General features: G+C 70.1%; 29 protein-coding genes and 1 tRNA gene. 12 read left to right on the top strand and 18 right to left on the bottom strand.

Going from position 1 to position 26,459, the window contains the following annotated elements:
- Position 1: 1 nt before the first annotated feature.
- Genes AC3RXZ_RS08950 through AC3RXZ_RS08920 form a run of 7 tightly spaced genes read right to left on the bottom strand, consistent with a single transcriptional unit; the run spans position 2 to position 4,414 of the window.
- Positions 2-418 carry a pilus assembly protein TadG-related protein gene (locus AC3RXZ_RS08950; RefSeq protein WP_491493819.1) on the bottom strand — a complete coding sequence of 139 codons (417 nt, stop codon included), beginning with the start codon at positions 416-418 and terminating at the stop codon, positions 2-4.
- Positions 419-423: 5 nt separating this feature from the next.
- Complete coding sequence (locus tag AC3RXZ_RS08945) at positions 424-879, bottom strand: TadE family protein (protein WP_243232590.1); 456 nt, start codon at positions 877-879, stop codon at positions 424-426.
- Positions 845-1,246, bottom strand: coding sequence for a TadE/TadG family type IV pilus assembly protein (locus AC3RXZ_RS08940; RefSeq protein ID WP_243232589.1), 402 nt, complete (start codon positions 1,244-1,246; stop codon positions 845-847). Before AC3RXZ_RS08940 ends, AC3RXZ_RS08945 begins: the two co-directional genes overlap by 35 nt.
- A 3-nt stretch (positions 1,247-1,249) precedes the next feature.
- Complete coding sequence (locus AC3RXZ_RS08935) at positions 1,250-1,447, bottom strand: hypothetical protein (RefSeq protein ID WP_243232588.1); 198 nt, start codon at positions 1,445-1,447, stop codon at positions 1,250-1,252.
- Positions 1,448-1,479: 32 nt separating this feature from the next.
- Entirely contained in the window at positions 1,480-2,418 is a 939-nt protein-coding gene (locus AC3RXZ_RS08930) for a type II secretion system F family protein (protein WP_491493786.1), read from the bottom strand.
- Positions 2,415-3,275 carry a type II secretion system F family protein gene (locus AC3RXZ_RS08925; protein ID WP_491493785.1) on the bottom strand — a complete coding sequence of 287 codons (861 nt, stop codon included), beginning with the start codon at positions 3,273-3,275 and terminating at the stop codon, positions 2,415-2,417. The genes AC3RXZ_RS08930 and AC3RXZ_RS08925 overlap by 4 nt, the downstream gene beginning before the upstream one ends.
- Complete coding sequence (locus tag AC3RXZ_RS08920) at positions 3,272-4,414, bottom strand: TadA family conjugal transfer-associated ATPase (RefSeq protein ID WP_491493784.1); 1,143 nt, start codon at positions 4,412-4,414, stop codon at positions 3,272-3,274. Before AC3RXZ_RS08920 ends, AC3RXZ_RS08925 begins: the two co-directional genes overlap by 4 nt.
- Before the next feature lie 156 nt (positions 4,415-4,570).
- On the opposite strand from AC3RXZ_RS08920, the gene AC3RXZ_RS08915 reads away from it, so the two are divergent.
- From AC3RXZ_RS08915 to AC3RXZ_RS08905, 3 genes are all read left to right on the top strand, one after another.
- Positions 4,571-5,788 carry an ankyrin repeat domain-containing protein gene (locus tag AC3RXZ_RS08915; RefSeq protein WP_491493783.1) on the top strand — a complete coding sequence of 406 codons (1,218 nt, stop codon included), beginning with the start codon at positions 4,571-4,573 and terminating at the stop codon, positions 5,786-5,788.
- An 81-nt stretch (positions 5,789-5,869) separates the two neighbouring features.
- Positions 5,870-5,951: transfer RNA gene (locus tag AC3RXZ_RS08910), tRNA-Leu, on the top strand.
- Between the two features lie 209 nt (positions 5,952-6,160).
- Entirely contained in the window at positions 6,161-6,919 is a 759-nt protein-coding gene (locus AC3RXZ_RS08905) for a DedA family protein (RefSeq protein ID WP_243232577.1), read from the top strand.
- A 21-nt stretch (positions 6,920-6,940) separates the two neighbouring features.
- Here the strand turns inward: AC3RXZ_RS08905 and ku are convergent, their stop codons facing one another.
- A complete protein-coding gene (gene ku / locus AC3RXZ_RS08900; RefSeq protein ID WP_243232572.1) occupies positions 6,941-7,750 on the bottom strand; it encodes a non-homologous end joining protein Ku in 810 nt (269 codons plus the stop codon).
- A 60-nt stretch (positions 7,751-7,810) separates the two neighbouring features.
- Here ku and AC3RXZ_RS08895 point away from each other — a divergent pair, with 60 nt between their 5' ends.
- Positions 7,811-10,321: an ATP-dependent DNA ligase gene (locus AC3RXZ_RS08895; RefSeq protein WP_491493782.1), complete on the top strand. Its 2,511-nt coding sequence runs from the start codon at positions 7,811-7,813 to the stop codon at positions 10,319-10,321.
- On the opposite strand, the gene AC3RXZ_RS08890 is transcribed toward AC3RXZ_RS08895, so the two are convergent.
- The 5 genes from AC3RXZ_RS08890 to murI all read right to left on the bottom strand — a co-directional run bounded on the left by AC3RXZ_RS08890 (position 10,258) and on the right by murI (position 14,240).
- On the bottom strand, positions 10,258-11,016 hold the full coding sequence (locus AC3RXZ_RS08890) for a DUF8692 domain-containing protein (RefSeq protein WP_491493781.1): 759 nt from the start codon (positions 11,014-11,016) through the stop codon (positions 10,258-10,260). The genes AC3RXZ_RS08895 and AC3RXZ_RS08890 overlap by 64 nt on opposite strands.
- Before the next feature lie 32 nt (positions 11,017-11,048).
- Positions 11,049-11,966: a cation diffusion facilitator family transporter gene (locus AC3RXZ_RS08885; RefSeq protein WP_491493780.1), complete on the bottom strand. Its 918-nt coding sequence runs from the start codon at positions 11,964-11,966 to the stop codon at positions 11,049-11,051.
- Between the two features lie 99 nt (positions 11,967-12,065).
- Positions 12,066-12,662 (bottom strand): RdgB/HAM1 family non-canonical purine NTP pyrophosphatase, encoded by a 597-nt coding sequence (rdgB, locus tag AC3RXZ_RS08880; protein WP_491493779.1) that lies wholly within the window; start codon positions 12,660-12,662, stop codon positions 12,066-12,068.
- The gene (gene rph / locus AC3RXZ_RS08875) at positions 12,659-13,396 is read right to left on the bottom strand and encodes a ribonuclease PH (protein ID WP_491493778.1); all 738 of its coding nucleotides are present in this window, start codon (positions 13,394-13,396) and stop codon (positions 12,659-12,661) included. The genes rdgB and rph overlap by 4 nt, the downstream gene beginning before the upstream one ends.
- Entirely contained in the window at positions 13,389-14,240 is an 852-nt protein-coding gene (gene murI / locus AC3RXZ_RS08870; protein ID WP_491493777.1) for a glutamate racemase, read from the bottom strand. The genes rph and murI overlap by 8 nt, the downstream gene beginning before the upstream one ends.
- Positions 14,241-14,272: 32 nt before the next feature.
- Here murI and AC3RXZ_RS08865 point away from each other — a divergent pair, with 32 nt between their 5' ends.
- On the top strand, positions 14,273-15,628 hold the full coding sequence (locus AC3RXZ_RS08865; RefSeq protein ID WP_491493776.1) for a nicotinate phosphoribosyltransferase: 1,356 nt from the start codon (positions 14,273-14,275) through the stop codon (positions 15,626-15,628).
- A gap of 3 nt (positions 15,629-15,631) precedes the next feature.
- Here AC3RXZ_RS08865 and AC3RXZ_RS08860 read toward each other — a convergent pair whose 3' ends face one another.
- From AC3RXZ_RS08860 to AC3RXZ_RS08850, 3 genes are read right to left on the bottom strand one after another with little or no spacing between them, the layout of a single operon-like run.
- Positions 15,632-15,898, bottom strand: a complete 267-nt coding sequence (locus AC3RXZ_RS08860; protein ID WP_147037533.1) for a DUF3039 domain-containing protein — start codon at positions 15,896-15,898, stop codon at positions 15,632-15,634.
- Positions 15,899-15,938: 40 nt separating this feature from the next.
- Positions 15,939-17,504 carry a hypothetical protein gene (locus AC3RXZ_RS08855; protein ID WP_491493775.1) on the bottom strand — a complete coding sequence of 522 codons (1,566 nt, stop codon included), beginning with the start codon at positions 17,502-17,504 and terminating at the stop codon, positions 15,939-15,941.
- Entirely contained in the window at positions 17,480-19,309 is a 1,830-nt protein-coding gene (locus AC3RXZ_RS08850; RefSeq protein WP_491493774.1) for an ABC transporter ATP-binding protein, read from the bottom strand. Before AC3RXZ_RS08850 ends, AC3RXZ_RS08855 begins: the two co-directional genes overlap by 25 nt.
- 232 nt (positions 19,310-19,541) lie before the next feature.
- On the opposite strand from AC3RXZ_RS08850, the gene AC3RXZ_RS08845 reads away from it, so the two are divergent.
- Positions 19,542-20,234 (top strand): phosphocholine cytidylyltransferase family protein, encoded by a 693-nt coding sequence (locus AC3RXZ_RS08845; RefSeq protein ID WP_491493773.1) that lies wholly within the window; start codon positions 19,542-19,544, stop codon positions 20,232-20,234.
- A gap of 78 nt (positions 20,235-20,312) precedes the next feature.
- Positions 20,313-21,263 (top strand): hypothetical protein, encoded by a 951-nt coding sequence (locus tag AC3RXZ_RS08840; protein ID WP_491493772.1) that lies wholly within the window; start codon positions 20,313-20,315, stop codon positions 21,261-21,263.
- Here the strand turns inward: AC3RXZ_RS08840 and AC3RXZ_RS08835 are convergent.
- Complete coding sequence (locus AC3RXZ_RS08835; RefSeq protein ID WP_498265584.1) at positions 21,260-21,871, bottom strand: DUF6226 family protein; 612 nt, start codon at positions 21,869-21,871, stop codon at positions 21,260-21,262. The two genes, AC3RXZ_RS08840 and AC3RXZ_RS08835, sit on opposite strands and share 4 nt — an antisense overlap.
- 167 nt (positions 21,872-22,038) lie before the next feature.
- Between AC3RXZ_RS08835 and AC3RXZ_RS08830 the strand changes: the two genes are divergently transcribed.
- A complete protein-coding gene (locus AC3RXZ_RS08830) occupies positions 22,039-22,344 on the top strand; it encodes a hypothetical protein (protein ID WP_491493770.1) in 306 nt (101 codons plus the stop codon).
- Positions 22,345-22,368: 24 nt separating this feature from the next.
- On the opposite strand, the gene AC3RXZ_RS08825 is transcribed toward AC3RXZ_RS08830, so the two are convergent.
- Entirely contained in the window at positions 22,369-22,635 is a 267-nt protein-coding gene (locus AC3RXZ_RS08825; RefSeq protein ID WP_243232524.1) for a helix-turn-helix domain-containing protein, read from the bottom strand.
- A 197-nt stretch (positions 22,636-22,832) separates the two neighbouring features.
- Between AC3RXZ_RS08825 and AC3RXZ_RS08820 the strand changes: the two genes are divergently transcribed.
- The 4 genes from AC3RXZ_RS08820 to AC3RXZ_RS08805 all read left to right on the top strand — a co-directional run bounded on the left by AC3RXZ_RS08820 (position 22,833) and on the right by AC3RXZ_RS08805 (position 26,295).
- Complete coding sequence (locus tag AC3RXZ_RS08820; RefSeq protein ID WP_491493769.1) at positions 22,833-23,723, top strand: hypothetical protein; 891 nt, start codon at positions 22,833-22,835, stop codon at positions 23,721-23,723.
- Between the two features lie 7 nt (positions 23,724-23,730).
- On the top strand, positions 23,731-24,354 hold the full coding sequence (locus tag AC3RXZ_RS08815) for an HNH endonuclease signature motif containing protein (RefSeq protein ID WP_491493768.1): 624 nt from the start codon (positions 23,731-23,733) through the stop codon (positions 24,352-24,354).
- 127 nt (positions 24,355-24,481) lie between these two features.
- Positions 24,482-26,080: an acyl-CoA carboxylase subunit beta gene (locus AC3RXZ_RS08810; protein ID WP_243232516.1), complete on the top strand. Its 1,599-nt coding sequence runs from the start codon at positions 24,482-24,484 to the stop codon at positions 26,078-26,080.
- Positions 26,077-26,295, top strand: coding sequence for an acyl-CoA carboxylase subunit epsilon (locus tag AC3RXZ_RS08805; protein WP_308220977.1), 219 nt, complete (start codon positions 26,077-26,079; stop codon positions 26,293-26,295). Before AC3RXZ_RS08810 ends, AC3RXZ_RS08805 begins: the two co-directional genes overlap by 4 nt.
- Positions 26,296-26,459 lie beyond the last annotated feature (164 nt).

Below are 26,459 nucleotides of genomic sequence, written 5' to 3'. Positions count from 1 at the left end.
ACTACTGCAGGGCGGTGCGGCTCGTCGCGGTCGCCTGCAGCTCGACGCCGTCGGGGACGAAGGGCGAGAACAGCGGCGGATGCCACGTGCCCGCGACCGTCACCCTGGCCGTGACGCCGTCCGGCGCATCGGCGGAGACGAGCCTCGCCCCGCCGGGCATCGCCGCGACGACGGCCTCCGCCTGCTCGAGGACCCCGTCGCCGGTGAGCTCGGCGCGGACGTCCTCTCCCTCGACGACGAGCGTGAAGCCGTCGGAGCCCGCGAGCGCCGCGGCATCCGCCAGCGAGTCCAGGCGCTTCTGCGCGATGTACAGGTCGGTCGCGCACACGCACGCGAACACCACGGCGATCGCCAGCACGACGTATCCCAGGATCAACGGCAGGATGCTGCCGTCCTCGTCCGCCGCGATCGCACGCACGCGCCTCACCCGGAGCCCCACAACCGCGACATCTTCTGCGCCGCCTGCGCCTCGACAGGGATCGACGCGATCGTGTCGAGGCCGAGAACGGGCGGGACGAACGGCAGGGACACCCGCGTCGCGACCGTCACGATCACGGTCGCGCCCGGCGCCGGGCACTCCGCGGATGCCGGCCGGCACGAGATCGACACCTGCACGGATGCCGGATCCATGCCGTACTCCTCGACCACGCTCGTCAGAATCGCTTCGCTGCGAGCTGCGGCCGTTCCAGCATCCGGGGCCTGGCCCATCGCACGGGCGGAGTGACGGGCCGCCGCTTCGACGCCCAGGGTCTGCTCCTGCACGGCACCGAGCGTCAGCACGAGGTACACCAGCGGGACGAGCAGGATCACGCCGACGACGATGAACTCGAGCGCGGCCGAGCCCTCATCGTCCCTCGCCCAGCGATTCCAGCGGCGCATCCGCCTCCACCTCCAGCCCGAACGGGATTCCGATCAGCCCGAGCACCGGCAGCGTGGTGCGCACGCGCACGACCACGGCCTCGTGTCCGGACTCCGAGCGCCGGGACACGGTGATGTCCTCGGCGTAGTCGCTTCCCACCGCGGTCGTGATGACCGAGGCGGCGCGCGCGGCGCCGGCCTCCGGACCGGTGTCGGCGAGCGCGGCATAGTGCGCGCCCTCGGCGGCCGCGTCGTGCACGACGTTCCGGACGTACATCGCCAGGCCCAGCTGCAGCACGGCGAGCGTGAGCACGGTGAGGAGGGAGCCGACGAGAACGAACTCGACCGGACTCGACCCGCGCTCATCGCGCACGACCCGCCAGGACACGGCTCAGATTCCGGAGACCCGGGCGATCGCCTGTTCGAACAGCGAGGTGAGCGCCGGGCCGGCGACCGCCCAGATGAGCACCACGAGGCCCGCGGTCATCAAGGTCACGAGCACCCAGCCGGGCACGTCGCCGGTCTCGTCCTCGACGAGCGCGCGGGCCTGTGCATCCAGTCGGGCGCGCCACTGTCGCAATCGGGTCATGTCGGTTCCTTTCGTATCGGATGGGTCGCGGCTCAGCCGAGGCCGAGCCGGAGGATGAAGAGGCCGGGGAAGATCGCGAACAGGACGGACAGGGGAAGGATCAGGAAGACGAGGGGCAGGAGCATGAGGATCTCCTTGCGGCCGGCCTGCTCGATCAGTCCGCGCTTCGCGTCCTCGCGGGCATCCGCCGCCTGCGCGTGGAGGACGGCGGCCAGCGGCGCCCCGTGCTCCAGAGCAGCGATCACCTGATCGACCGCGCGCGACAGTCCGGGCAGCTGCAGCCGGGCGGACATCTCGCCGAGCGCGTCGGCGAGCGGCGAGCCCGTGTTGACCGCGAGGACGACGTGGCGCAGCTCCTCGGTGAGCTCCCCCGAGCCGACGCCGGCGAGGCGCCGGATCGCGTCGAGAAGCCCCTCCCCCGCCGACAGGCACAGCGCGAGGAACTCGAGAGTGGTCGGCAGTTCTTCGCTGAGCCGGGTCATCCGGGCCCGGGCACGCGTGGTGAGCAGCATGTCGTAGCCGATCGCCGCGGCGGCCCCGCCCAGCACGGGAAGGAGTGCCGCCGGCGCCGTCATCCGGCCGCTCACAGCGAGCGCGATGACGACGAGAGCGCCCGCCGCGGCCCCCGCGAGACCCCAGCCGAGCTGCCGACCGCGGAAGGCGCCGGGCTCGAGAGGGCTGCCGGCCTGCGCGAGCCGCATCCGCAGGGCGTCTCCCCCGCCCAGCAGGCGATCGAACGCGTCGCGCGCACGGTCCCATGCCGATCGGCCGCTGGCGGAGAGCGCACCGGCGCTCGGCAGGATCCCGCGCGGCAGGAGCGCATCCGGCACGACGTCGCGCACGTAGGGCGCGATCCGCACGCTCAACGACGCGGCACGCCACCGCGGCAGGGACGCCAGCACGAACAGGATGCCGGCGGCGAGCAGGCCGCCGAGCAGAACCGCGATCGCGATGTCGGTGATCGCGGTCATCCGAACCACCGCTTGGGTTCGGGCAGGCGTCCGATCCGGATCATGATGCGGAACGCGACGACCGTGACGACGGCCCCGCTGACGATGACGAGCACGCCCTCGGGCGTGCCGTACGCCTCGGCGCCCTCCGGACGCATCGCCAGCAGGGCGAGGATCACCCACGGCGCCACGGCCCCGAGGACGGCGGCGCCGTGGATCCAGGACTGCTTCGCCTCGACCTCTCCGCGCAGAGCCGCGTCCGCCCTCACCGAGGACGACAGCGCCCTCAGCACCCCCGTCAGATCGGTTCCACCCACCTGGCGCGCCATCCGCAGCGTCTCGATGATCCGATCGGCGATGGGGTCGGCGAGCGTGGCCTTCAGTCGGTCGAGGCTCGTCTCGAAGCGGCCGGTCGCGCGCAGGTCGCGCGCGAACACGGCGAAGGCGGGTCGCACGGCGACCGGCGCGGACTCCGCGAGGCCCGCCACGGCGTCCGGGAGCGACAGCCCCACCCGGATCGCGGCGATGAGCAGATCGCACACGTCAGGCCACAGCTGCCGCCGCGCCTTGCGCAGGCGCAGACGTCTACCCCGCAGGTAGGCGACCGGCGCCGCGGCGGCGGCCGCGGCAGCGACGAGCGCGAGGGCGGCGAGCCCGGTCAGCAACCACACAGCGCTGGCCGCGACCACGGCGGCGGCCAGCATGACGATCCCGAGGGTCCGCGCCCGCACACCGCCGAGACCGGCCTCCTCGAGCAGGCGGGTCAGCGCTCCGCGGCGCGGGGCGGGTTCCGCCGGGCGGTCCCGCGGCGGCCACAGCCACGGCGACGCGCACAGCAGCAGTCCCGCGGCGAGCGCGACTCCGAGCAGCAGGGTCATGTGTGCACCTCCGCGCGCAGCACGGCCCGGGTGAGGATCCGCCCTTCGACGACCTCTCCGGTGGGTGCGAGGACCTCGGTGACGCGCCGCTCGCCGCCGGCATCCCGCGCGCAGTGCACGACGAAGGCGATCGACGACGCGATTGCGGGAGCGATGAAGGAGCGGTCGATGTTGCGTCCGGCCAGAAGCGGCAGGATGCTGAGCTTTTCGAGTGCCTCCGCCGCCGAATTGGCGTGGATCGTGGCTGCACCGGGCACACCCGTGTTGAGCGCCAGCACGAGGTCGAGCGCCTCGGCATCGCGCACCTCGCCGATCACGAGCCGATCCGGCCGCATGCGCAGTGCCTCCTTGACGAGCCGTCGCAGCGTGATCTCCCCGACGCCCTCGAGGCCGGCCTGCCGCCCCTGGAGGGCGATCACATCGGGGCCGTCCACCGCGAGCTCGAACGTCTCCTCCGCCGTGATGATGCGCTGCTCGTCGGCGCACGACGCCAGCAGAGCGCCGAGGAGCGTCGTCTTGCCGGCATGCGTCGCGCCGGATACCAGGACGCTCCGGCCGGTGCGCATCGTCTGACGGAGCAGATCCGCGACGTCCGGCGGCATCATCCCCTGGGCGACGAGCGCATCCAGCGTCCGGTACCGAGGCAGGAACTTCCTGATGTTCACCGCCCAGCCGCCTCGGACCACGTCGGCGATCGCCACGTGCAGGCGCGAACCGTCCGGCAGCGAGGCGTCCACGAACGGCTGACTGACGTCGACGCGGCGCCCGGTGGTCTGCAGCATCCGCTCGACCAGGTCGCGGATCTCGGCGTCGGACAGCCGCACCGGCACCCGCTCGGCGATGCCGCCACGGGCGACATGCACCCGATCCGCACCGTTGATCCAGATCTCCTCGATCGCGTCGTCATCGAGAAGAGGCTGGAGCGGTCCGTAGCCGTGCACGGACGCGAGCACCTCGCGCACCAGCGCGCTCTCGTCGTCCACCATGGCCTCGCCGCGGGACAGCGCGAGATCGTTATGCCGGCGCACCTCGGCCTGCGCGACACGACGAGCCTCGACCGGGTCCACGGACGGATCGGTGCGCTCGGCGCGCAGTCGCCGCCGCACGCGCTCGGCGACGACGGATGCTGGCTGGCTCACGCGAGCATCCTGTCAGGAATCCGTCGGCGGCCTCGGAAGTTATCCACAGGCTCGGGCAGCGCATCATCCGATCGGCCATCGAGCCGGCGCCGAGCGGACGATGCGCCGCGATCGCTGGAGCGCCACGATCGATGGACGCCGATCCCGGAGGTCCTCATGCGCCGCACCCCGTTCCTGCTCGCCATCGCCGCGACCGCTTCCGTCGCACTCGTCGCGTGCACAACGCAGGCCCCGGAGGCGGACTCGACCCCTGTCGGCGAGATGTCGCCACCGCCAGCTCTCCGTCCGATCGACGAAGCGCTCATCGACGCGGCGTGGGCGGACGACGTCGAACGCGCGACCCGGCTGATCGCCGACGGCGCCGACGTGAACGCGCAGGACGACACGCAGCAGTCCGCGTTCCTCGTCGCGACCAGCGAGGGTCACCTCGACCTGCTGCATCTGGCTCTCGCCGAAGGCGCCGACATCACCGCCACCGACAGCTGGAACGGGACGGGCCTGATCCGCGCCGCGGAGCGCGGGCACGGCTATGTCGTCGGAGCACTGCTGCAGGCGGGCATCGACCGCGACCACGTGAACCGGATCGGGTACCAGGCCCTCCACGAGGCGATCTGGCTCGGCGACGACACCGCCGAGTACGCCCTGACCGTGCGCGCTCTGGTGGCCGGCGGCGCGCAGCTCGATCGCGCGTCCGAGTCGGAGGGTCTCACCCCGCTGGAGATGGCCGAGCAGCGCGGACACGACACCGCCCGGCGCACGCTCGAGCGGGCGTTGTCATCGCCGGAACCGACCGATCCGGACGGGGCTCTGCGGGCAGCCGCCGAGGCCGGGGACGCGGATGCCGCAGCCCTCGCGATCCGTGCCGGTGCCGACCTCGAGACCCGGGACGCCGACCAGCGCACCCCGCTCATGCAGGCCGTGCTCGCGGATCACGTCGCGCTCGCCCGACTCCTCGTGGCGATGGGCGCCGATCCGGACGCCCTCGACGCCCGGCGGGACACACCCTGGGTAATGACCGGCGTCACCGGCAGCGTCGCGATGCTGGAGGCGCTGCTCCCCGGCCGACCGGATCTCACCATCCCGAACCGGCGCGGCGGAACGCCCGTCCATCCGGCATCCGAACGCGGTCACGTCGACTACGTCCGCCGGGCGGTGCAGCTGGACATCGACCTGGACCGCGTGAACCTCAACGGGTGGACGGCGCTGCTCGAGGCCGTGGTGTTCGGGGACGGCGGTGCCGCCCAGCAGGAGATCGTGCGCCTGCTGCTCGAGGCCGGAGCCGATCCCGGAATCCGGGACGCGGAGGGCCGCACGGCGCTCGATCACGCCCGCGACCGCGGGTTCCACGAGATCGCCGCTCTGCTGGGCGGATGATTCCGGAAACCCCGAACGGATCGCGGCGGCTGACCCGCCAGCGCGGATCCCGGTGCCGCGGCTAGACTGGCAACGCTCAGCGCGGGAGTGGTGAAACTGGCAGACACGCAGGATTTAGGTTCCTGTGCCCTCGGGCGTGTGGGTTCAAGTCCCACCTTCCGCACGAGCGGCGAGGCCGTGGTCCGAAGGGCCGCGGCGTCGGCGCTCACGCAGTAGACCGGCTCCTTGCAGCGCCGGGCCCCGCCGGCCCGGAGGCTCCGCGCGCCGCGCAGAGGCGCGTGGAGGGGGCCGGTGGGACTCAAGTCCCACCTTCCGCACACGGAGTGCGCACACGCGCACTCGACCGCCGATCGATCCGCACGACGGGACACCATGCATCACATCGCGCTCATCCCCTGGCTCGACCCCGCCACGATCATCGGCGCCGCAGGGCCCTGGGCCCTGCTCGTGGTGTGCTTCATCATCTTCGCCGAGACCGGACTTCTCGTCGGCTTCCTCCTCCCGGGCGACACGCTGCTGATCATCGCCGGTCTGCTCACGCACACCAGCAACGTGTTCGGGGTCAACATCTGGTTCGTGTCGCTCCTGATCGCGTTGGCGGCGTTCGTCGGCGGTGAAGTCGGCTATCTGATCGGCCACAAGGGCGGACCGGCCGTCTTCGAGCGCAAGGAATCGGGACTGTTCAGCAGGAAGAACGTCGAGCGCACGAATGCCTTCTTCGAGCGCTACGGCGGGCTGACGGTGATCCTCGCGCGCTTCGTGCCGATCGTGCGCACCTTCGCACCCGTGGCCGCCGGCGTCGGACACATGCCCTGGCGCCGGTACTCGCTGTACAACCTCATCGGTGCCATGATCTGGGGTTTCGGACTCACCATGGTGGGTTACCTGATCGCCTACATCCCCTGGGTGCGTGATCTCGTCACCGAATACATCGACCTCATCCTGCTCGTCGCGGTCGGTGGGACGGCCCTGGTCACCCTCTGGCACTACTTCTCGGAGCGTCGGAAGGTCCGCAAGGAACTGGCCGCCGGCGGCGACCCCGACACGGATGCCGCGGAGGCTGCCCAGCTCAGCCTGAACCCCGAGGTGTTCGACCGCGCTCCCGACCTGGACGGCGACGGCAAGCACTGACGCCGACGTCCGCACCAGGGCTCAGCCCGCGTCGCGCTTCTTGGCGCGGGACTTCTCGACGCTGGCGCGCAGCGCCTCCATGAGGTCGATGACCTCGCCTCCCTTGGCCGCCTCCTCGCCCTCCTCACCGAAGGTCTCGGCGACGTCGAACGTGTCTCCGGCCTCGATCTTCGCGTCGATGAGCGTGCGCAGCTCCTTCTGGTACTCGTCGACGAACGCCTCGGGGTCGAAGTCGCTCGAATAGCTGTCGACGAGGCTCGCCGAGAGCTCGAGCTCCTTCTTCGAGATCTTCACGTCCTCATCCAGCGAGTCGAACGACGCCTCGCGGACCTCGTCGGCCCACAGCAGGGTCTGCAGCACGAGCACGTCCCCTCGCACGCGCAGCGCCGCGAGACGGGTCTTCTGACGCAGCGTGAATCGCACGATCGCCGTCCGGTCGGTCTGCTCCAGGGTCTTGCGCAGCAGCACGTATGCCTTCGGGGACTTCGAGTCCGGTTCCAGGTAGTACGCCTTGTCGAGGGTGAGCAGGTCGACCTGCTCGCTCGGGACGAACTCCACGACGTCGATCTCGCGGCTGCGCTCCGCCGGAAGCGCGTCGAGATCGTCCTTCGTCAGCACGACGCGCTGGCCGTCCTCCTCGTAGGCGCGATCGATGTTCTGGTACGGCACCACCTCGCCGCACACCTCGCAGGTCCGCTTGTAGCGGATGCGTCCGCCGTCCTCATCGTGCACCTGATGCAGCGGCACATCGTGGTCCTCGGTGGCGGAGTACACCTTCACCGGGACGTTCACGAGCCCGAACGTCAGGGCGCCTTTCCAGATCGACCTCATGACACCAGTGAACACTGCAATGGCCCGTCGGTGCCAGGGGCTTGCGGCTACGCTTTCGGCATGCCCAGCAACGCGCAGATCGTCGAGGTCGACGGTCGCCGCGTGCGCCTGACGAACCTCGACAAGGTCCTCTACCCGGCCACGGGCACGACGAAGGGCGAGATGATCGCCTACTACTCGGCCGTCGCGCCGCGGATGCTGCCGCTGCTGTCCGGCAGACCCGTGACGCGCAAGCGCTGGGTCGAGGGCGTCGGTACGGCGGAAGCCCCGGCCGATGCGTTCTTCACCAAGCAGATCGAGCAGGGCACTCCCGACTGGGTCGCACGTCGGAGCATCGAGCACTCGGACGGCCCGAAGGACTATCCGCTGATCGAGGACCTCCCTTCCCTCGTGTGGTTCGCGCAGATCGCCGCGATCGAGCTGCACGTGCCGCAATGGCGCTTCGCCCCGGACGGAGGACGAGGGCTCCCCGACCGCCTGGTGATCGATCTCGACCCGGGACCGGGCGCGGACCTCGCCGCCTGCGCGCACGTGGCGGGCCTCGCACGCGACATCCTCACCGACATCGGTCTCGAGCCGGTGCCGGTCACCAGCGGCAGCAAGGGCATCCACCTGTATTCGCGGCTGGACGGCACCCAGACGAGCGATCAGGTCTCCGCTCTCGCGCGGGAGCTCGCCCGCGCGATCGAGGCCGATCATCCGGACATCGCCACGAGCGTCATGGCGAAGGCCGCGCGCGGCGGCAAGGTGTTCCTGGACTGGAGTCAGAACAACGCATCGAAGACGACCATCTCGCCCTACTCGCTGCGGGGTCGGGAGCGGCCGACGGTCGCCGCGCCGCGGACGTGGGAAGAGCTGGCGGACCCCGCTCTGCGTCACCTCGAGCTGGACGAGGTGCTGGCGCGCATCGCCGACGGCGTCGATCCCCTGTCCGCCTTCGCGAATGCCGCTTCGGCGGGACAGCTCGCCCCCTACCTCTCCAAGCGAACAGCCGGGCGCACTCCGGAGCCGATGCCGGAACTGCACGCCGTCGAACCGTCTCCGCCCGGTGCGCTGCCCCGTTTCGTCATCCAGGAGCACCATGCACGACGCCTGCACTACGACCTGCGCATCGAGCGCGACGGGGTCCTCGTCAGCTGGGCGGTTCCGAAGGGCGTCCCGGAGCGCAGCGATCGCAATCACCTCGCCGTCATGACCGAGCCCCACCCGCTGGAGTACCTCGAGTTCCAGGGCGACATCCCGCACGGACAGTACGGCGCGGGGCGCATGAGCATCTGGGACACCGGGACCGTCGACATCGAGAAATGGCGGGACGACGAGGTGATCGCCACGTTCCGCGGACGAGGTCCGCTCGGGCGGGCTCGTCTGGCGCTCATCCGCACCGAGGGCAGCGGGGAGAAGTCGTCCTGGCTGCTGCACCGCATGAAGGACGCCACGGCGCATCCCGCACCGCGGCATCCCGTTGCCCCGGCGTCCGGGGCGGAGGGATCACACGCTCCGGATGCCGGGGCTGACGTCCCCCCGTCGCAACCGAAGGCGACGGCCACCGATCCCGAACCCGTCGCCGATCCCGAACCCGTCGCCGAGACCATGACCGTCGCCGAGAGCACGACCGCCCCCGAGCCGATGCTCGCCGAGCGCGGCACCGCCGGGCTCGCACGGGGACTCGGCTCGGCGTGGGCGGAGATCAAGTGGGACGGCATCCGTGCGCTCGGCGTGTGGCGAGACGGACGGATGCGCCTGTACGCGCGCAGCGGCACGGACATCACTGCCCGCTACCCGGAGCTCACGGCCGACGGCGCACCGCACCTGGCCGTCTCGGAAGCGATCGTCGACGGCGAGATCGTCGCGATGGACTCCTCCGGCCGCCCGAGCTTCACACGCCTTCAGAACCGGATGCACCTGACGAAGCCGCGCGAGATCGAACGCGAGGTCATCCGCACCCCGATCGCCTATCACCTGTTCGACCTGCTCCGCCTGGAGGGGCACGACCTCACCCGCACGCCGCTGCGCGATCGCCGCCGGCTCCTGGAGACGCTGGCCGAGAGCGCCGACGGACCCGTCGTCGTGCCGCCCGTCTTCGACGACATCGACGCCGCGCTGCAGACGAGTCAGGATCTCGGACTCGAGGGCGTCGTCGTCAAGGACGCCCGTTCGACGTACCGCCCGGGGACGCGCTCGGGCTCCTGGCTGAAGATCAAGAACACGCGCACGCAGGAGGTCGTCATCGCCGGCATCCGTCCCGGGAAGGGGAACCGTTCAGGATCGATCGGGTCGCTGCTGCTCGCGATCCCGGAGAACGGGGCGCTGCGCTACATCGGCCGGGTCGGCAGCGGGTTCACCGATCGCATCCTGCGCGACCTCACGTCCCGTCTCGATCCGCTGCGCGTGGCGAAGCGACAGGTCAAGGGCGTTCCGGGTCCGGACGCCTCAGATGCGCTGTGGGTGCGTCCCGAGCTCGTCGGCGAGGTGGAGTTCGCGAACTGGACGCCGGACGGCATCCTGCGTCACGCGCGCTGGCGGGGCCTGAGACCGGACAAGCGCGTGGACGAGATCGTCGTCGAGTCCTGATCCTGGTCCGGTGTGCTCGCGCTCTCGGCGGCGAGCGCGAAGGCCAGGGCGACGGCGGGCGTGAGCGCGATGAGTTCGCCGCCGTCTTCGAGCACGGTGAAGAGCAGATCGCCCGGCGAACCGAGCGCGAACAGGCTGTGCACGGTGTCCACGACGAGCGCGAAGAAGCCCACGGCGACGAAGAACACGGCGATGCTCAGAGCGTCCCGACGATCCACGGGGCCGGCCCGCAGGAACGACACGACGAACAGCACGACGATCGTCACGCCGACCACGCCGAGCCACAGCAGCTCGCCCAACTGGACCGACAGGATGCCGAGTCCGGCGAGCGCGGGCAGCGCGTCGAGGACGCCCTCGTTGAGATGCCACCCGATCCGCTCGTGCAGGATCAGCGCGTCCTCGAGCAGGAGCAGGAGGCTGCCGGCGGCGATCGCCCCGAACACGGCCGTCCGTCGTCGTCGAGCCAGCAGGATGCCCAGGACCGTGATCCAGCCGAGCTTGACGTACATCAGCATCTCGCCGTAGGAGCGGTCGACGCCGAGATCGAAGGCCTCCCCCGCGGGCGTGCCGAAGACCTTCAGCGACAGGTGCAGCGCCACGATCGCTGCGTCGACGAGCAGGAACAGGACGAGCAGCAGCGCTCCGTCCGACCGCCGCAGGGCACGGAAATCGAGCAGGCGGCGGCGTTCGGGCATCCCCTCAGACTAGGGGACGCGTCTAAGAGGGCTCACGCGTGGGTCTGCTCGCAGTGCGAAGAATCGGACGGCTCGATCTGGAACGTGGAGTGCTCGACGTCGAAGTGATCGGCCAGGCAGTCCTGCAGCCATGCGAGCAGTGCCGCCGACCCGCCTGTCGCGAGCACGCGCGGATCGGCGCTCACGTGCGCCGTGAACACCGGCGCGCCGCGCGTGAGCTGCCAGACGTGCACATCGTGCACCCCGGTGACGCCGTCCATGGCCAGCAGATGGGTGCGGATGTCGGCGACCGTCATCCCCTTCGGGGCGGACTCCGCCAGCACAGACACCACTTCGCGCAGCAGGGTCACCGCCCGCGGGATGATCATGGCCGCGATGAACAGCGATGCGATCGCGTCGGCGGGCATCCACCCCGTCGCGATGATGACGACGGCGGCCACGATGACCGCGGCGGATCCGATGAGGTCGCCCAGGACCTCGAGGTAGGCGCCGCGCACGTTGATGCTCGTGCGCTGCGCGGCGCTCAGCAGCCACATCGCGACGCCGTTGGCGAGCAGACCGACGACCGCGACGACGAGCATGAGGGGCCCGGCGACCTCGGTCTCGGCGGGCTGCAGCAGGCGGGACACGCCCTCGACGGCGACGATCGCTGCCAGGACGATGAGGATGATCGCGTTGATCAGCGCACCGAACACCTCGGCGCGCTGGTAGCCGAACGTGCGCCGGTCGTCGGCCGGGCGCGCTGCGACCACGCTGGCGATGAGCGCGATGACGAGAGCCGAGGCGTCCGTGAACATGTGGGCGGCGTCGGCGAGCAGGGCGAGGGATCCGGTGAGCCAGGCTCCGACGACCTGCACGACCATGATCGTGGCCGTCAGGCACAGCGAGATCGTCAGCAGCTTCCGGCTGCTCGCTCCTCGGATCCCGGGGGTGTGGGCGTGGTCGTGCATGCCTCCAGCGTACGAGCGGAATCGGCCGTCAGAGGCGAATTCCGCCAGTCGGGAATGGTGACGATTCTCAGTTGCGACAGCGCGTCCGCCTGCGGCGGCTCAGAGCGCCTCGAGCAGCGGGATGAGGGCTTCGAAGGCCCGGGCCCGATGCGACTGCGACTGCTTCTCCTCGGGCGTGAACTCGCCCACGCTGCGGGGAGTGCCCTCCTGTCCGTCCGGAACGAAGATCGGGTCGTAGCCGAAGCCGCCCTCGCCGGAGGCGGCGCGGGCGAGCCGCCCCGGCCAGACCCCCTGGACGACGTGCTCGTCGCCGTCCGGCGTCACCAGCGCGATCGTCGACACGAACTGCGCCGCGCGATGGTGATCGGCGATGTCCGCGAGCTGGTCGAGCAGCAGCTCGAGGTTCGCTCCGGCGTCCTTCTTCTGGCCGGCCCAGTACGCCGAGAAGACGCCCGGCGATCCCCCGAGCACATCGACGCAGATGCCGGAGTCGTCGGCGAGCGCGGTGAGGCCGGTGTGCTCGGCCGCGGCGCGGGCCTTGATGAGCGCGTTCTCGGCGAAGGTGACGCCGTCCTCGACGGGTTCGGGGCCGTCATAGCCGACGACCTCGAGATCGGGGCGCGCGCGGGCGACGATCTGGGCGAACTCGGCGACCTTGTGGGGATTGTGGGTGGCCAGGACGACGCGCACGCTCACTCCCCGGCGAGAGCCGTCAGCTGATGGCCCGTGAGGTCGGCGCAGCCGGCGACTCCGAGGTCGAGCAGGGCATCGAGTTCGCGCTTGTCGAACGGCGCCCCCTCGGCGGTGCCCTGCACTTCGACGAACAGCCCGCGGCCGGTCACGACGACGTTCATGTCGGTCTCCGCGCGCACGTCCTCGACGTAGGCGAGGTCCAGCATCGGCTCGCCGTCGACGATGCCGACCGAGACGGCCGCGACGGAGTCGAGCAGCGGCTTGGCGTTCCTGCCGATGAACTTCTTGTCGCGGCCCCACTCGATCGCGTCCGCCAGAGCGACGTACGCGCCCGTGATCGCCGCCGTGCGGGTGCCGCCGTCGGCCTGCAGCACGTCGCAGTCGATGACGATCGTGTTCTCTCCGAGCGCCTTGGTGTCGACCACGGCGCGCAGCGCCCGGCCGATCAGACGCGAGATCTCGTGCGTGCGTCCGCCGATGCGGCCCTTGACGCTCTCGCGGTCGTTGCGGCTGTTCGTCGCGCGCGGGAGCATGGCGTACTCGGCGGTGACCCAGCCCTTGCCCTTCCCCGTGAGCCACCGCGGGACGCCGTTGGTGAACGATGCCGTGCACAGCACCTTCGTCCCGCCGAAGCTGATGAGGGCCGACCCTTCGGCCTGCGCGCTCCATCCGCGCTCGATCGTGATCGGGCGGAGCTGATCCGCGGAACGGCCGTCGGCGCGGACGATGTCAGACATGAGTCTCCTTGGTTTCCAGGGATTGTGCTTCGGGGAGCGTGATGACGCCGGTCTGCACCAGCTGCACGTCGCGCACCTCGCGTCCCATCAGCCGGTTCGCGAGCGCGGTGAAGTCCTCGGCCGAGTCGCCGGTGGCCTCGTAGACCGAGGTGGCGACGGCATCCGGCGGCGCCAGCAGATCGTCGCGCACGAGGTGACGGTACACGTCCGCGGCGGTCTCGTCGTCGCTGGAGACCAGCGACACCCCCTCCCCCATGACGTAGCCGATCGCACCGCGCAGGAACGGATAGTGCGTGCAGCCCAGCACGAGGGTGTCGACGTCCGCCTCGCGCAACGGGGCGAGGTACTCCTCCGCCGTCGCGAGAACTTCGGGTGTACCGGTGATGCCCGCCTCGACGAACTCGACGAAGCGCGGGCAGGCCGCCGTGAAGACGTCGAGGCGCTCGTTGACCTCGAGCATGTCCTGATAGGCGCGCGATCCGATCGTGCCGACGGTCCCGATCACGCCGACGCGTCCGTTGCGCGTGGTCGACACGGCCCTGCGCACGGCCGGCCCGATGACCTCGACGACCGGGACGTCGTAGCGTTCCCGCGCATCGCGCAGGACCGCCGCGGAGGCCGTGTTGCACGCGATCACGAGCATCTTCACGCCCTGGTCGACGAGCGTGTCGAGGACCTCGAGCGAATAGCGGCGCACGTCCGCGATGGGTTTGGGACCGTACGGGGAGTGCGCGGTGTCGCCGATGTAGACGAAGGACTCCCGCGGCAGCTGTGCGCGGATCGCCCTCGCCACCGTGAGCCCGCCGACGCCCGAGTCGAAGATTCCGATGGGTGCGTCGTTCATGACTCACCAGCCTACCCGCGCCGTCGGGCGGGATGCGCCGCCGCGCTCACTATGCTGAGCGCATGACCTCGTCGACGGCGCTGCTCACCGACCGATACGAACTGACCATGCTGAGCGCGGCGCTGCGCGACGGCACCGCCTCCCGGCCGTGCGTCTTCGAGCTGTTCTCCCGCCGCCTCTCCGGCGGCAGGCGCTTCGGCGTGGTCGCCGGCACCGGACGTCTGCTGTCGCTGCTGCGGGACTTCCGATTCGGCGAGGACGAGCTGCGCTTCCTGCGCGACGAGCAGATGGTGGATGCCGCGACGATCGCCTATCTGGAGGATTACCGGTTCACCGGCTCCATCAGCGGCTATCGCGAGGGTGAGCTCTACTTCCCCGGCTCCCCCCTTCTGACCGTGGAGGGGTCGTTCGCGGACGCCGTCGTGCTGGAGACGCTCGCGCTGAGCGTGCTCAACCACGACTCCGCGGTGGCCACGGCCGCGTCGCGGATGAGCATCGCCGCCGGCGAACGCCCGCTGGCGGAGATGGGTTCGCGCCGGGCGGCCGAGCAGTCCGCCGTGGCCGCCGCCCGCGCCGCGTACATCGCGGGCTTCGGCGCCACGAGCAATCTCGAGGCCGGGCGCCGATGGGGCATCCCGACCATGGGCACGGCGGCGCATTCCTGGACGCTGCTGCACGAGAGCGAGGAGGAGGCGTTCCGCGCGCAGATCGCGAGCCTCGGCACCGACACGACGCTGCTCGTGGACACCTATGACATCCGCACGGGCGTCGAGACGGCTGTCCGGGTCGCCGGCACGGGTCTCGGCGGCGTCCGGATCGATTCGGGCGACCTGCCGATCGTCGCTGCGGCCGTGCGCGCTCAGCTCGACGAGCTCGGCGCCACGGGCACGCGCATCACCGTCACGAGCGATCTCGACGAACACGCCATCGCGGCTCTGGCCGCGTCACCGGTGGATGCGTACGGCGTGGGGACCTCGGTCGTGACCGGCTCGGGATACCCGACCGCCAGCATGGTCTACAAGCTCGTCGCCAGGCAGGATGCCGACGGCGGCTGGGTCTCGGTCGCCAAGGCCTCAGCGGACAAGGGATCCCAGGGCGGCCGGAAGGCGGCGTTCCGCACGCTGTCCGACGGTGTCGCGGTCGCCGAGACGATCGTCGTGTCCGACGGTTTCGAGGAGCTGGACACCCCCTCCGAGCATCCGGACGCCCGACCCCTGCAGGTGACGTTCGTGGACAACGGCGAGATCGACAGCTCCTACGAGGGGCCGGAGGGCACGGCATCCGCCCGCGCCCATCATCTCCGGGTGCGCGAAGAGCTGCCCGTGCGTGCGCTGGCGCTCAGCAAGTCGGATCCGGCGATCCCCACCGTGCTCGTCGACGCGGACTGACGTTCAGCCGACCATCGACTCGTAGATCTCCTTGCAGGTGGGGCAGATCGGGAACTTCTCGGGGTCGCGTCCCGGTGTCCACTTCTTGCCGCACAGGGCGCGCACCGGCTTCCCGGTGATCGCGGACTCGAGGATCTTGTCCTTCTTCACGTAGTGGCTGAAGCGCTCGTGGTCGCCCGGCTCGACGTTCTCTTCCTTGAGGAGTTCTTCGAGTTCGCGATCAAGCGTTGCCACGCCGCCCTGATCGGGGCTGTCCAGGGGAGTGCTCATGCGCCGATTCTAGTCGCGTGCCCGCTCGCGCGGGCGTCGATCACGCGGTCTCGACGAACTCCATCAGGCGCTCGCCGCTGCGCTCGAAGATCCGCCCGCCGATGACGGCGCCCAGGAGCAGGATGCCGACGCCCGTCCCGATCCCGGTCCAGAACGCGGCGGGGGCGTGCGCCTCGCTCCCGGCGACCGTGAGGGCGAACAGCCAGATCGTCGGAATCGACACGAGCAGCGTTCCGAGGAAGACTCCGGCCTGGCCGAAGGCGCCTCGCGACACCGAGCGCTGCGGCTGCTGGAAAGGGCTGTCGCCGGGCCGCGACACGGCATACGGGGCGATCACCGAGACCACGCTGGAGAGGCCGAGGCCGGCGAGGAACAGACAGGCCGCCAGGCCGGTGAACGGCAGCAGCAGACTCCAGTGGCCGGTGAGGGCGAGGGTGACCGGGACGGCGATCGCGAGGATGGGGAGCGACACCAGGAAGATCGGCACCAGCCGGCCGAGGCGGTCGGGAAGCCCGCGCACCCCCGAGGCGACGTGGACCCAGAAGGCGGTCGAGTCGTAGGCGATGTCGTTGTGCGGAAGCCAGCCGAGGAACAGCGCCATGACCGGCACCGGGATGAGCACCGCGACGGCGAAGGGCACGCCGGCGACCAGCAGAGGGAACACCGTCAGGACGCCCGCGATCGGCACCACGACGATGTTGACGATGTAGCGGCGGTCCCGCAGCCAGTAGACGAGGCTGCGGGCGGCGATCGCGCCGAAGGGGGTCGAGGGCAGCAGCCCGAACCAGCCGAGTCCGGTGCGCTCCCGCGCAGCGATCGGACGCTCGGTCGTGGTCAGCTGGTGCCGGACGAGCCCTGCCCAGATGGCGGCGAGGCCGGCGAGGGTGAGGACAGCGACGACGCCGCTGATCCACGCGGCGGCGGCGTCTTCCGCGGCCAGGGCGAACAGGAGGCCCACCGGGGCGGCGAGCGGAGTGGCGCCGACGATGCCCGTCGCCGTGGCGACCGCGGCGGGCACGCGACCTTCCCATTCCAGCGATGCGAGGAAGATCGCGACCGGGAACGCGACCACGACGACGGCCAGGGTGAACAGGGCCGTCAGTTCGCGCGAGCGGCGCTCCGGCAGCCAGATGGCGCTGATCGCCATGCCGACGCGGGCGGCCAGCACCGCCGTCAGGACGCCCAGGACACCGGCGAACACGGCCGCAGGCCAGGGGACGCCGAGCCGGACGCCGACGATCGAGACGCATGCGGTGACCGCGATGAGGGCGAACGTGGGCACGCTGATGAGCGAAGCGAGCGCCAGCACCCACGGCATGCTGCGCTCGTCGACGCCGAACACCGCGAACCGTCGCGGATCGAGCTGGTCCACGGCTCCGGTGAGCATCGGCCCGACGAGGAACGCGAGGAACACGGCTGCCGCGCCGAGCACGATGACCGTGCGCGCCACAGCGGTCTCGGCCTCCGCGAGGCTGAGCACGGCGATGCAGACGACGACGGTGGCGATGGTCAGGCCGACCAGTCCGAACAGCGTCCGGGAAGCGCGAGCGCCGCGGAGGGAGCCGAACAGCAGGGCGACCCTCAGTCGGAGAACGTGTGCAACCACTCCAGCCCCTCCACCTCGCTGGTCGATCCCGCGAGCTCCACGAACCGGGACTCGAGGGTCTGGCCGGCGCGCACGTCGTCGATCGTGCCTTCGGCGAGCACGTCGCCGCCGACGATGATCGCGACACGCGAGCAGACCCGCTCGACGAGGTCCATGCCGTGACTCGAGAGGATGACCGTTCCGCCGTGAGCCACGTAGGCGCGCAGGATGTCGAGGATGACGCCCGACGAGACCGGGTCGACGGCCTCGAAGGGTTCGTCGAGCACGAGCACGCGCGGCGAGTGGATCATGGCCCCGGCGAGCATGATCTTCTTCGTCATGCCGGCGGAGTAGTCCGACACGACCCGGCTCAGCGCGCCGGTGAGGTCGAAGGCGCGCGCGAGATCCGCGGAGCGCTTCTCGATGACATCCGAGTCGAGGCCGCGCAGCAGCCCGTAGTAATGCAGAAGCTGACGGCCGGTGAGGCGGTCGAAGGTGCGCAGGCGATCCGGGAGGACGCCCATGACGCGCTTCGCGCCGAGCGGATCGGCCTTCTGGTCGATGCCCGAGACGTGAACGGTGCCGCCGTCGGCGCGCAGCAGCCCGGCGATGATGGAGAGGGTCGTCGTCTTTCCCGCGCCGTTGGGGCCGACGATCCCGTAGAAGGAACCGGCCGGCACCGTCAGATCGATCGCGTTGACGGCGCGCTGGTCGCCGAAGTCCTTGATGAGGCCGCGCACGCGGAGGGCGTCCGCGGACGTCGGGCTCTCGACGTCGGCGAACGCCTCGTCAGCCGCTGCCGCGGTGGCGAGCGCGTCGGAGCCTCCGGACACGGAGGTTCCGTCGGAGGACGCCGTGGGAGGCTCCTCGTCGGAGATCGCGGTCGCGGACTCCTCGCCGACGGATACGGTTCCGGACTCCGACGAGTCGGAGTCCGGAGAGGTATCGACAGAGACGACGTCGCCGACCGGATCGGCGGCAGGCGCGGCTGCCTCAGTAGTGGCCGGCTCGTCCGCGGCCTGGACGACCGGCGGATCGGCCGGATCGTCGGGTCCGGCGGCGCCGGACGCCTCCTCGGCCGAGGACGCGGCGGACTCGCTGGAGATCTCCGACTCCCCCACAGACGGCGCGGCCTGCGCGATGTCGGTCTCAAGAGCCTCCTCGCCCACCGTGGACGCCGGGCTCCCTTCAGGTGCGGAAGACGGCGGTGCGGCGTCGGCGGGGCTCGTCTCGGCCACGGGGTTCGCGGGAGCGCTCGCGTCCGCGGGGCTCGGCGAGTCTTCCCGGGGTGCCGGAGGCGCGACGGCCTCGACGACCGTTGCCGCGGACTCGGCCGCGACGGCCCGCGATGCGCCGGAGCGGCTCTTGCGAGGAGCCGCGCGCTTGGCAGCCGGGCGCTTGTTCGGCGTGCGGGCAGGAGTCCGCGGTCCGGTCGCGTCCTGGTCAGAGCCGGCCGCGGCATCCGGCTGTGCTGCTGCCTCCGCCTCCTTCGCGGTCTTCGCCGCCGCTGCTTTCGCCGCCGCTGCCTTGGCTGCCGCGGTCTTCGCGGCCGAAGTCTTCGCGGCCGTCGTCTTCGCAGCGGCCTTCGCGGCTGTCGTCTTCGCCGCCGCTGCCTTGGCCGCCGCCGTCTTCGCCGCGGAAGCCTTCGCGGCCGAACTCTTCGCCGCGGCCGGCTTCGCGGAGGTGGACTTCGTCCCGGCCGCCCTCGCCTTCACGGCCGCGGTCCGCGCCGCAGCATCCTTTGCGGGTGTGCGCGCCGGACGCGCCTTCTTGGCCTGAGCCGTGGCGGTCGTCTCGTCCAGCTGGTCGTCAGGGGAAGGAGTCACCGTCTTACGGTATCAACGGGGACGGACTTTGCCCGGTTCCGGCGCAACATTCCGCAGGATCCGAGCGCAGGCCCTCGGCTACCTGAATAATAGGTGTGCACTCGATCACGAAATGGCAACGGCCGCGGCACGGACCAGGGCCTTTCCAGGTGCCATGGCTAGCATGAGGTCGGCACGAAGAGGTGTCTGGTCGGTGAACCGGCCGTGAACACAGATTCTTTTAGGAGCTTTCGTGACTCTTCAGACCGTTATCCTCGCAGCCGGCATGGGCTCGCGCCTCGGACGTGCACTCCCCAAGCCGTTGACCGAGCTGAGCGACGGCCGCACGATCATGCAGCAGCAGCACGAGAACATCCGTGCCGCGTTCGGCAGCGATGCCCGCATCACGGCCGTCGTCGGCTACCGCGCCGAGACGATCGTCGAGGCATTCCCGAACGTGAACTACGTGCACAACGAGCGCTACGACGAGACGAACACGTCCAAGAGCCTGCTGCGCGCTCTCGGCGCCACCGGCAAGGGCGGCGTGCTCTGGATGAACGGCGACGTCGTCTTCGACCCGCGCATCCTGGGCCGCGCGGTCGAGTACATCGAGCGCGACCAGTCCTTCGTCACCGTGAACACCTCGAAGGTCAGCGACGAAGAGGTGAAGTACACGGTCACGGCCGAGGGCTACATCGACCAGTTGTCCAAGACGGTCGTCGGCGGCATCGGCGAGGCCGTCGGAATCAACTACATCTCCTCCGCGCACAAGAAGGCGTTCATGCGCCAGCTGCAGCGCGTCGAGGACCAGGACTACTTCGAGCGCGGTCTCGAACTCGCGATCGCCGAGGACGGACTGCTGCTCGAGCCGATGGACATCTCGGACCTGTACGCCGTCGAGGTGGACTTCGCCGAGGACCTGGAGCGCGCGAACCTCTTCGTCTGAGAAAGTCTCATCGAAAGCCCGGCCGCCTCGGCGCCGGGCTTTCGGCGTTCTCGCGGCCTGCGTCCCTAGGATCGGGTCATGGCCGACAAGGTGCACAAGATCCACTCCCTCCCGGACGACGCTCCGTGGGACAAGGGCGTGCCGCCGGCCGGATCGTCCGAGCATCCCTTCGCGATCCGCGGCATCGACCGGGTGCTCGCGATCCAGCGTCCTCTGGTGCTCGCGCACATCCGCAGCATCCGGTTGCGCAACCCGGAGGCGACGCCGGCGCAGATCGTGCGGATGCTCGAGCAGAGGTATCTCGCGGCGGTCACCGCCGGAGGGGCGACGGTCGGTGCGACCGCGGTCGTGCCGGGCATCGGGACCGGCGTGACGTTGGCGCTGTCCGGGGTGGAAACGCTCGGCTTCGTGGAATCTACGGCGCTGTTCGCGCAGTCCGTCGCCGAGGTTCACGGAATCCCCGTCCAGGACCCCGATCGCGCGCGGGCGCTCGTGATGACGCTCATGATGGGCAAGGAGGGCGTGGATCTGATCTCACAGCTCGCCGGACAGGCTGCGGGGCGCGGCGTCTCACGCTCGGCGTACTGGGGAGAGCTCGTCACCAAGTCGCTGCCGCGCGCCGCCGTCGGACCCATCGTGGACCGGCTGAAGAGCATGTTCCTGAAGCAGTTCGCCGCGGCGGGCGGAGCGTCGTTCCTCGGCAAGGCGCTTCCGTTCGGGATCGGTGCGGTGATCGGCGGAGCGGGCAACAACATCCTCGGGCGGCGCGTGCTGGTCACGTCGCGACGTGCGTTCGGCGCGGCTCCCTTCGAGTTGCCCGCGGAGTTGGAGCCGGTGACCGGAGCCGAGCGGATCGAGACCCGGGTCGCACGCGGCGCCCGGTACGCCGGATCCGCGATCGCCGCTGCGGCGGGGACGACCGCTCGCGGCGTGGGATGGGCCGGGCGGCGGATGGCCGAGATCGGCCGGGCCAGGCATCCGAAGACGGACGCCAAGGAGTCGGCGATCGAGGGCGACCCGGGTCGCTAGGGCGTCGCCGGCGGCCAGGCAGCCCATCCGGCGGGCAGGGCACGGAGGATGGGCCCTGCCTCCTTGAGGCAATCCTCAGGGAGGTCCGGCGCGAGGGATCGTCCCGACGACGCACCGTCGGGGAACGTGAGCGCGTATGCGACCCACTGACCCTCGACTCCCTCTCGGTAATGGCCGGTCACGACCGCGAGGACCATGCGCTCCAGCTGATCGACCTCTGCGTGCCAGGTGGAGTCGCAGGCGTCGCACCCGCAGACCGGAAACGGGAAGTCGTGCAGCAGTCCCGCGTGCACCACAAGGCCCGGGTGCGCCGTGTAGATGAAGGTCAGGGAGGCACCCGACGGATGGTTCGGCCGCACCCGGACGGCACGCACCGCACCGAAGTGGGCAGGACGGAGCAGATCCGACGCGATCGCGTCGCCTTCAGAGATCTCGACGTCATACGTGTCGCGAAGATGTGCGATCAGCGCATCGGCGACGGCATGGATCGGGGCGAAGCGCTCCAGGTGCGTCTCGACCGAGTACGTCTCCTCCGGGGGCGAATCGGGCCACCGGTTCCCGAAGTCGATGACACGACCGTCGGGATCGCGGAAGAACTGTTCCTCCACGATGGGTCTCCGATACGCACTCACCTGCTCAGTCTGTCGGATGGGCGCGACGTGCACGAGGTTCTGCCCTGCACAGGCAGTGGCCGGCGGTTGGTTGTACACAGGGTCTGAGGCATCACTCCGATCACGGGTTCTGAGCGTCGGACGCCGTTCCTAGCTTCTGTCCCATGTTGCGACCGATCGGACCCGCCGAGCTTCCGCCTCCCCTCGCCTATCGCGTGCCCTGGACCGTCGACAGGACAGATGCGGCCCATCCCGGCGTGACGAACGAGGGTCGTGATCCCGCCGACTTCGTGCGCGTCTTCCACGCCGACGCCGACGGCCAGGAGCGCACGCAGCTGTGGGGGCAGGTGCTCCCCGGCGAGCGCGTCAAACTCTGCCTGTGCACGGCCGATCTCGAAGAGGTCGTCGTGACCGTGGCCTGGTTTCGGCAACAGGACGGGCTGGAGTACGTGTGGCGGTTCGTGGTGTGAGCGGCGCCGGTCCGGATGCAGGACTCAGGCGCCACCGCGTCGGCGCAGCTCGCGACGGAAGTCGGCTTCGGAGTACGGCTTGAGGTTCTCGGGAAGATCGGCCGATGTGAGGCCCTTCACGAAGGTCTCGGGTGCGACGTCAAGCGCGGTGGCGAGCTGGATGAGCACGAAGAGAGTCGGATCGCCGTCTCCTGCCTCGTTGCGGGCGAGGTGCGAGACGTCCATGTCGGCACGATCGGCAAGACGAGCGCGGGCGATGCCGGCCTTGGCGCGCAGGTCGCGGATGAGCATTCCGACATGCTCGGATGCGCGAGACCGGGGCGCTTTCATCCCTCCAGCATCCAGCCGATGCCGCGATCTCACATGCGTGTTCATGCTTGGGCTTAGATGCCAGGACAATCGGCGCAGACCCACACGCGCGTCGAGTTGATCCCCTCCCCGTATTCGGTCGGATATCCCAATGTCCGAGGCCAATGCGACCATGAAGCATGGCACTTTTCAACGAGGTCGCGACTCTGATTCCCGCGCTGCGGGATAGGGTCGGTCCGAGTGCCGGCGACTCCGACGTCCGCGCTGTTCTCGAGCGGATGCCGGGCGACACGCTCGTCGAGGCTCTGCGGCAGGCCGACACCGTCGTCCGCGAAGCCGAGCGGTTGCGCCTCCTCCTCACGGGTGCGATCGCGGCTCGTTCCCGTCGCGAGAACGGACATGACGGGCTTGCACAATCCCACGGGCATCGCACCTCGACCACCCTGATCCAGGAGATCACCGGGAGCACCCAACGCGAGGCCGCGCGCACGGTGCGCGTCGGCGAAGCGCTGTTCGAGCACGCGGCGGCCGTCGGGCAGGGAACCGATCCCAGCGCCGATCCGACACCGATCGTCCCCACCGCACCTGACTGGCACACCCCGATCGATGATGCGCTTGTCACCGGGGCGATCAACTCTGCCCAGCATGACGTGATCCGAAGATGCCTCGGCGAGCCGCCGGTCGGAGATGACCGGATCGCTGTGATCGGCGACGATGTGGGCGAAGGCACCGAGGCCGATCTCGCAGGGGACGCCACCGCATTGAGGACCGCGTCGATCACGCAGGCCTGGTCGGTCGCCGCCGCGCAACTCGTCGACGAAGCCTCGCACCGCACCGTCGAGGAGCTCGGCCGCGCTGCGCGCACGATCCGCGACAGACTCGACCCCGAGGGCGCCGCCGAACGGTTCGCCGCGCGCTACAATGCCCGCTCGTGGCGCGACTACCGCGACCAGGACGGCCGACTTCACGCCCACATCGTGTTCGACGACGAGGGCGCCGCCTGGGTGGAGTCCGTGTCGAAGTCCGTGTTCCGTCCGCGCCGAGGCGGGGGTGCGCTTCGTGGAGGATGAGGAGCGGATGCGCGCCGACGCGATCGCCGCTGATCCGCGCACCGACGAGCAACTCGCCTACGATCTGTTCCTCGACCTCATCCGCGCCGGAACCCTCGCCGACGCCAAGACCGTGTTCGGCTCCCGACAGGCCGGCGTGCGCATCGTCTCGGTGGTCGACAGCCCGCAGGCGCTTCTCGAGGACGAGGGTGTCGCCGTTCCCGCGGCCGCCGCTGAGCAACTGGCGTGTAACGCAGGCCGGATCGCCGTCACCGTCGACCGACGCGGAGACCCCCTGCGTCTCGGTCGGATCGAACGCCTCTTCACCTCCGCGCAACGGCTCGCACTCGCGGTTCGCGACGGCGGATGCCGCTGGCGCGGTTGCGACAGACCTCCGTCCTACTGCGAAGCGCACCACATCGACGAGTGGGCCGACGGCGGAAGCACCGACATCGACCGCGGCATCTTGCTCTGCCGCTTCCATCACATGCAGTTGCACCATGGCGAATGGCGCATCACCCGCGACGGTGTCGAGGACTTCCTGCTGCACTCTCCGCGCGGCGAACCGCCCGCCATCCTGAAACCTCGCCTCGCGCTCGGCTACACGTGGGCGGACCTCGCCCCGCCACCTGGTGTGCAGGCCGCATCATGAGATCGAGAGGAATGATCGAGAGCACGACCGTGCATCCGAGCACGCGACCGGCTCACACGGATCCCCCAAAGGATCCGCCGACCCGTTGTGCGAGGCATCCAACGTCGACCCGCATCGCGCCGCTAGGGTGGAATCCGTGACGGACACGCCTGACCTCTCCACGACCGCCGGCAAGATCGCCGACCTCCGAGCCCGCTATCACGAAGCCGTGGTGGACGCCGAGACGAAGGCGAAGGACAAGCAGCACGCCAAGGGCAAGATGACCGCCCGCGAGCGCATCGAACTGCTCGTCGATCCGGGCAGCTTCGTCGAGTTCGACGAGTACGTGCGCCACCGCACCACCTCTTTCGGCATGGACCGCAACCGTCCCTACGGCGACTCCGTCGTCACGGGCATCGGCACGATCCACGGTCGCACCGTGGCCGTCTACTCCCAGGACTTCACCACCTTCGGCGGCTCGCTCGGCGAGGTCTCGGGCGACAAGATCATCAAGATCATGGAGTTCGCCCTCGCCGGAGGCATGCCGATCATCGGCATCCTGGACTCCGGAGGGGCGCGCATCCAGGAGGGCGTGCTCGCCCTGAGCAAGTACGGCGAGATCTTCCGCCTCAACACCCGCTCGTCCGGCGTCATCCCGCAGATCTCGATCATCATGGGCCCGGCCGCCGGCGGAGCCGTGTACGGCCCGGCCCTCACCGACTTCGTCATCATGGTCGACAAGACCAGCCAGATGTTCGTCACCGGCCCCGACGTGATCAAGACGGTCACCGGCGAAGACGTCGGCATGGAGGAGCTCGGGGGCGCCCTCACCCACAACACCCGATCCGGCGTCGCGCACTACCTCGCCGAGGACGAGGACGACGCGATCGACTACGCGCGCACACTCCTCGGCTTCCTGCCGGACAACAACATGGCAGAGATCCCCGGGTACGAGAGCGACTTCGAGTGGGAGACCACGGATGCCGACCGCACCCTGAACGCGATCATCCCGGACTCCCCCAACCAGCCCTACGACATCCACACCGTGATCGAGCACGTGGTGGATGCCGGTGACTTCATCGAGGTCCAGCCGCTGTTCGCGCCGAACATCGTGATCGGATTCGGACGCGTCGAAGGACGCTCGGTCGGCATCATCGCCAACCAGCCCTCGCAGATGGCGGGCACGCTGAACATCGAGGCCGGCGAGAAGGCCAGTCGCTTCGTCCGCTTCTGCGACGCGTTCTCGATCCCGATCGTCACCCTCGTCGACGTTCCCGGGTACCTCCCCGGCACTGACCAGGAATGGACCGGCGTGATCCGCCGCGGCGCCAAGCTCATCTACGCCTACGCGGAGGCGACCGTGCCGCTCGTCACCGTCATCCTGCGCAAGGCGTACGGCGGCGCGTACATCGTGATGGGCTCCAAGCAGCTGGGAGCCGACGTCAACCTCGCCTGGCCGACCGCCGAGATCGCGGTCATGGGCGGCCAGGGAGCGGTCAACATCCTGTATCGCGGGGAGATCAAGAAGGCCGAGGAGAACGGCGAGGACGTCGCCGCCGTCCGCACCCGCCTCGCCAACGAGTACACGTACAGTGTGACCAGCCCGTTCCTCGCCGCCGAGCGCGGGGAGATCGACGGCGTCATCGAGCCGGCCAACACCCGGGTGTCGATCGCCAAGGCCCTGCGCGCCCTGCGCGGCAAGCGCGCGGAGCTTCCGCCCAAGAAGCACGGGAACATCCCGCTGTGACCGAGCAGCAGCAGGCCCCCGCGATGGACATCGTGCGCGGCCACCCCACCGAGGAGGAGCTCGCGGCCCTCATCGCCGTCCTCGGCGACGCGTACGCCCAGGAAGCCGCCGACGCCGTGGCTGAGGAGCCGCACGTCTCGGCGTGGCAGCGGACGCAGCGGTCGCTGCGCAAGCCCTTGCGACGCGACATCCCCTGGGGACGTTTCGCGGGCTGAGCTCGCTCAGGGACGGGAGCGCAGGCGAGCGCTGCTCGACTCGACCGCGTTTCGACTCGCTCCGCGCGCTCAACGAGCGAGGGGTGGGGCGCGCTCAACGAGCGAGGAGCGGTGGCACGCTCAACGAGCGAAGAGCTGTGGCACGCTCAACGAGCGAAGAGCTG

It is taken from the genome of Microbacterium cucumeris, from assembly GCF_058349845.2.
This window is presented reverse-complemented; position numbering and strand designations above follow the sequence as displayed.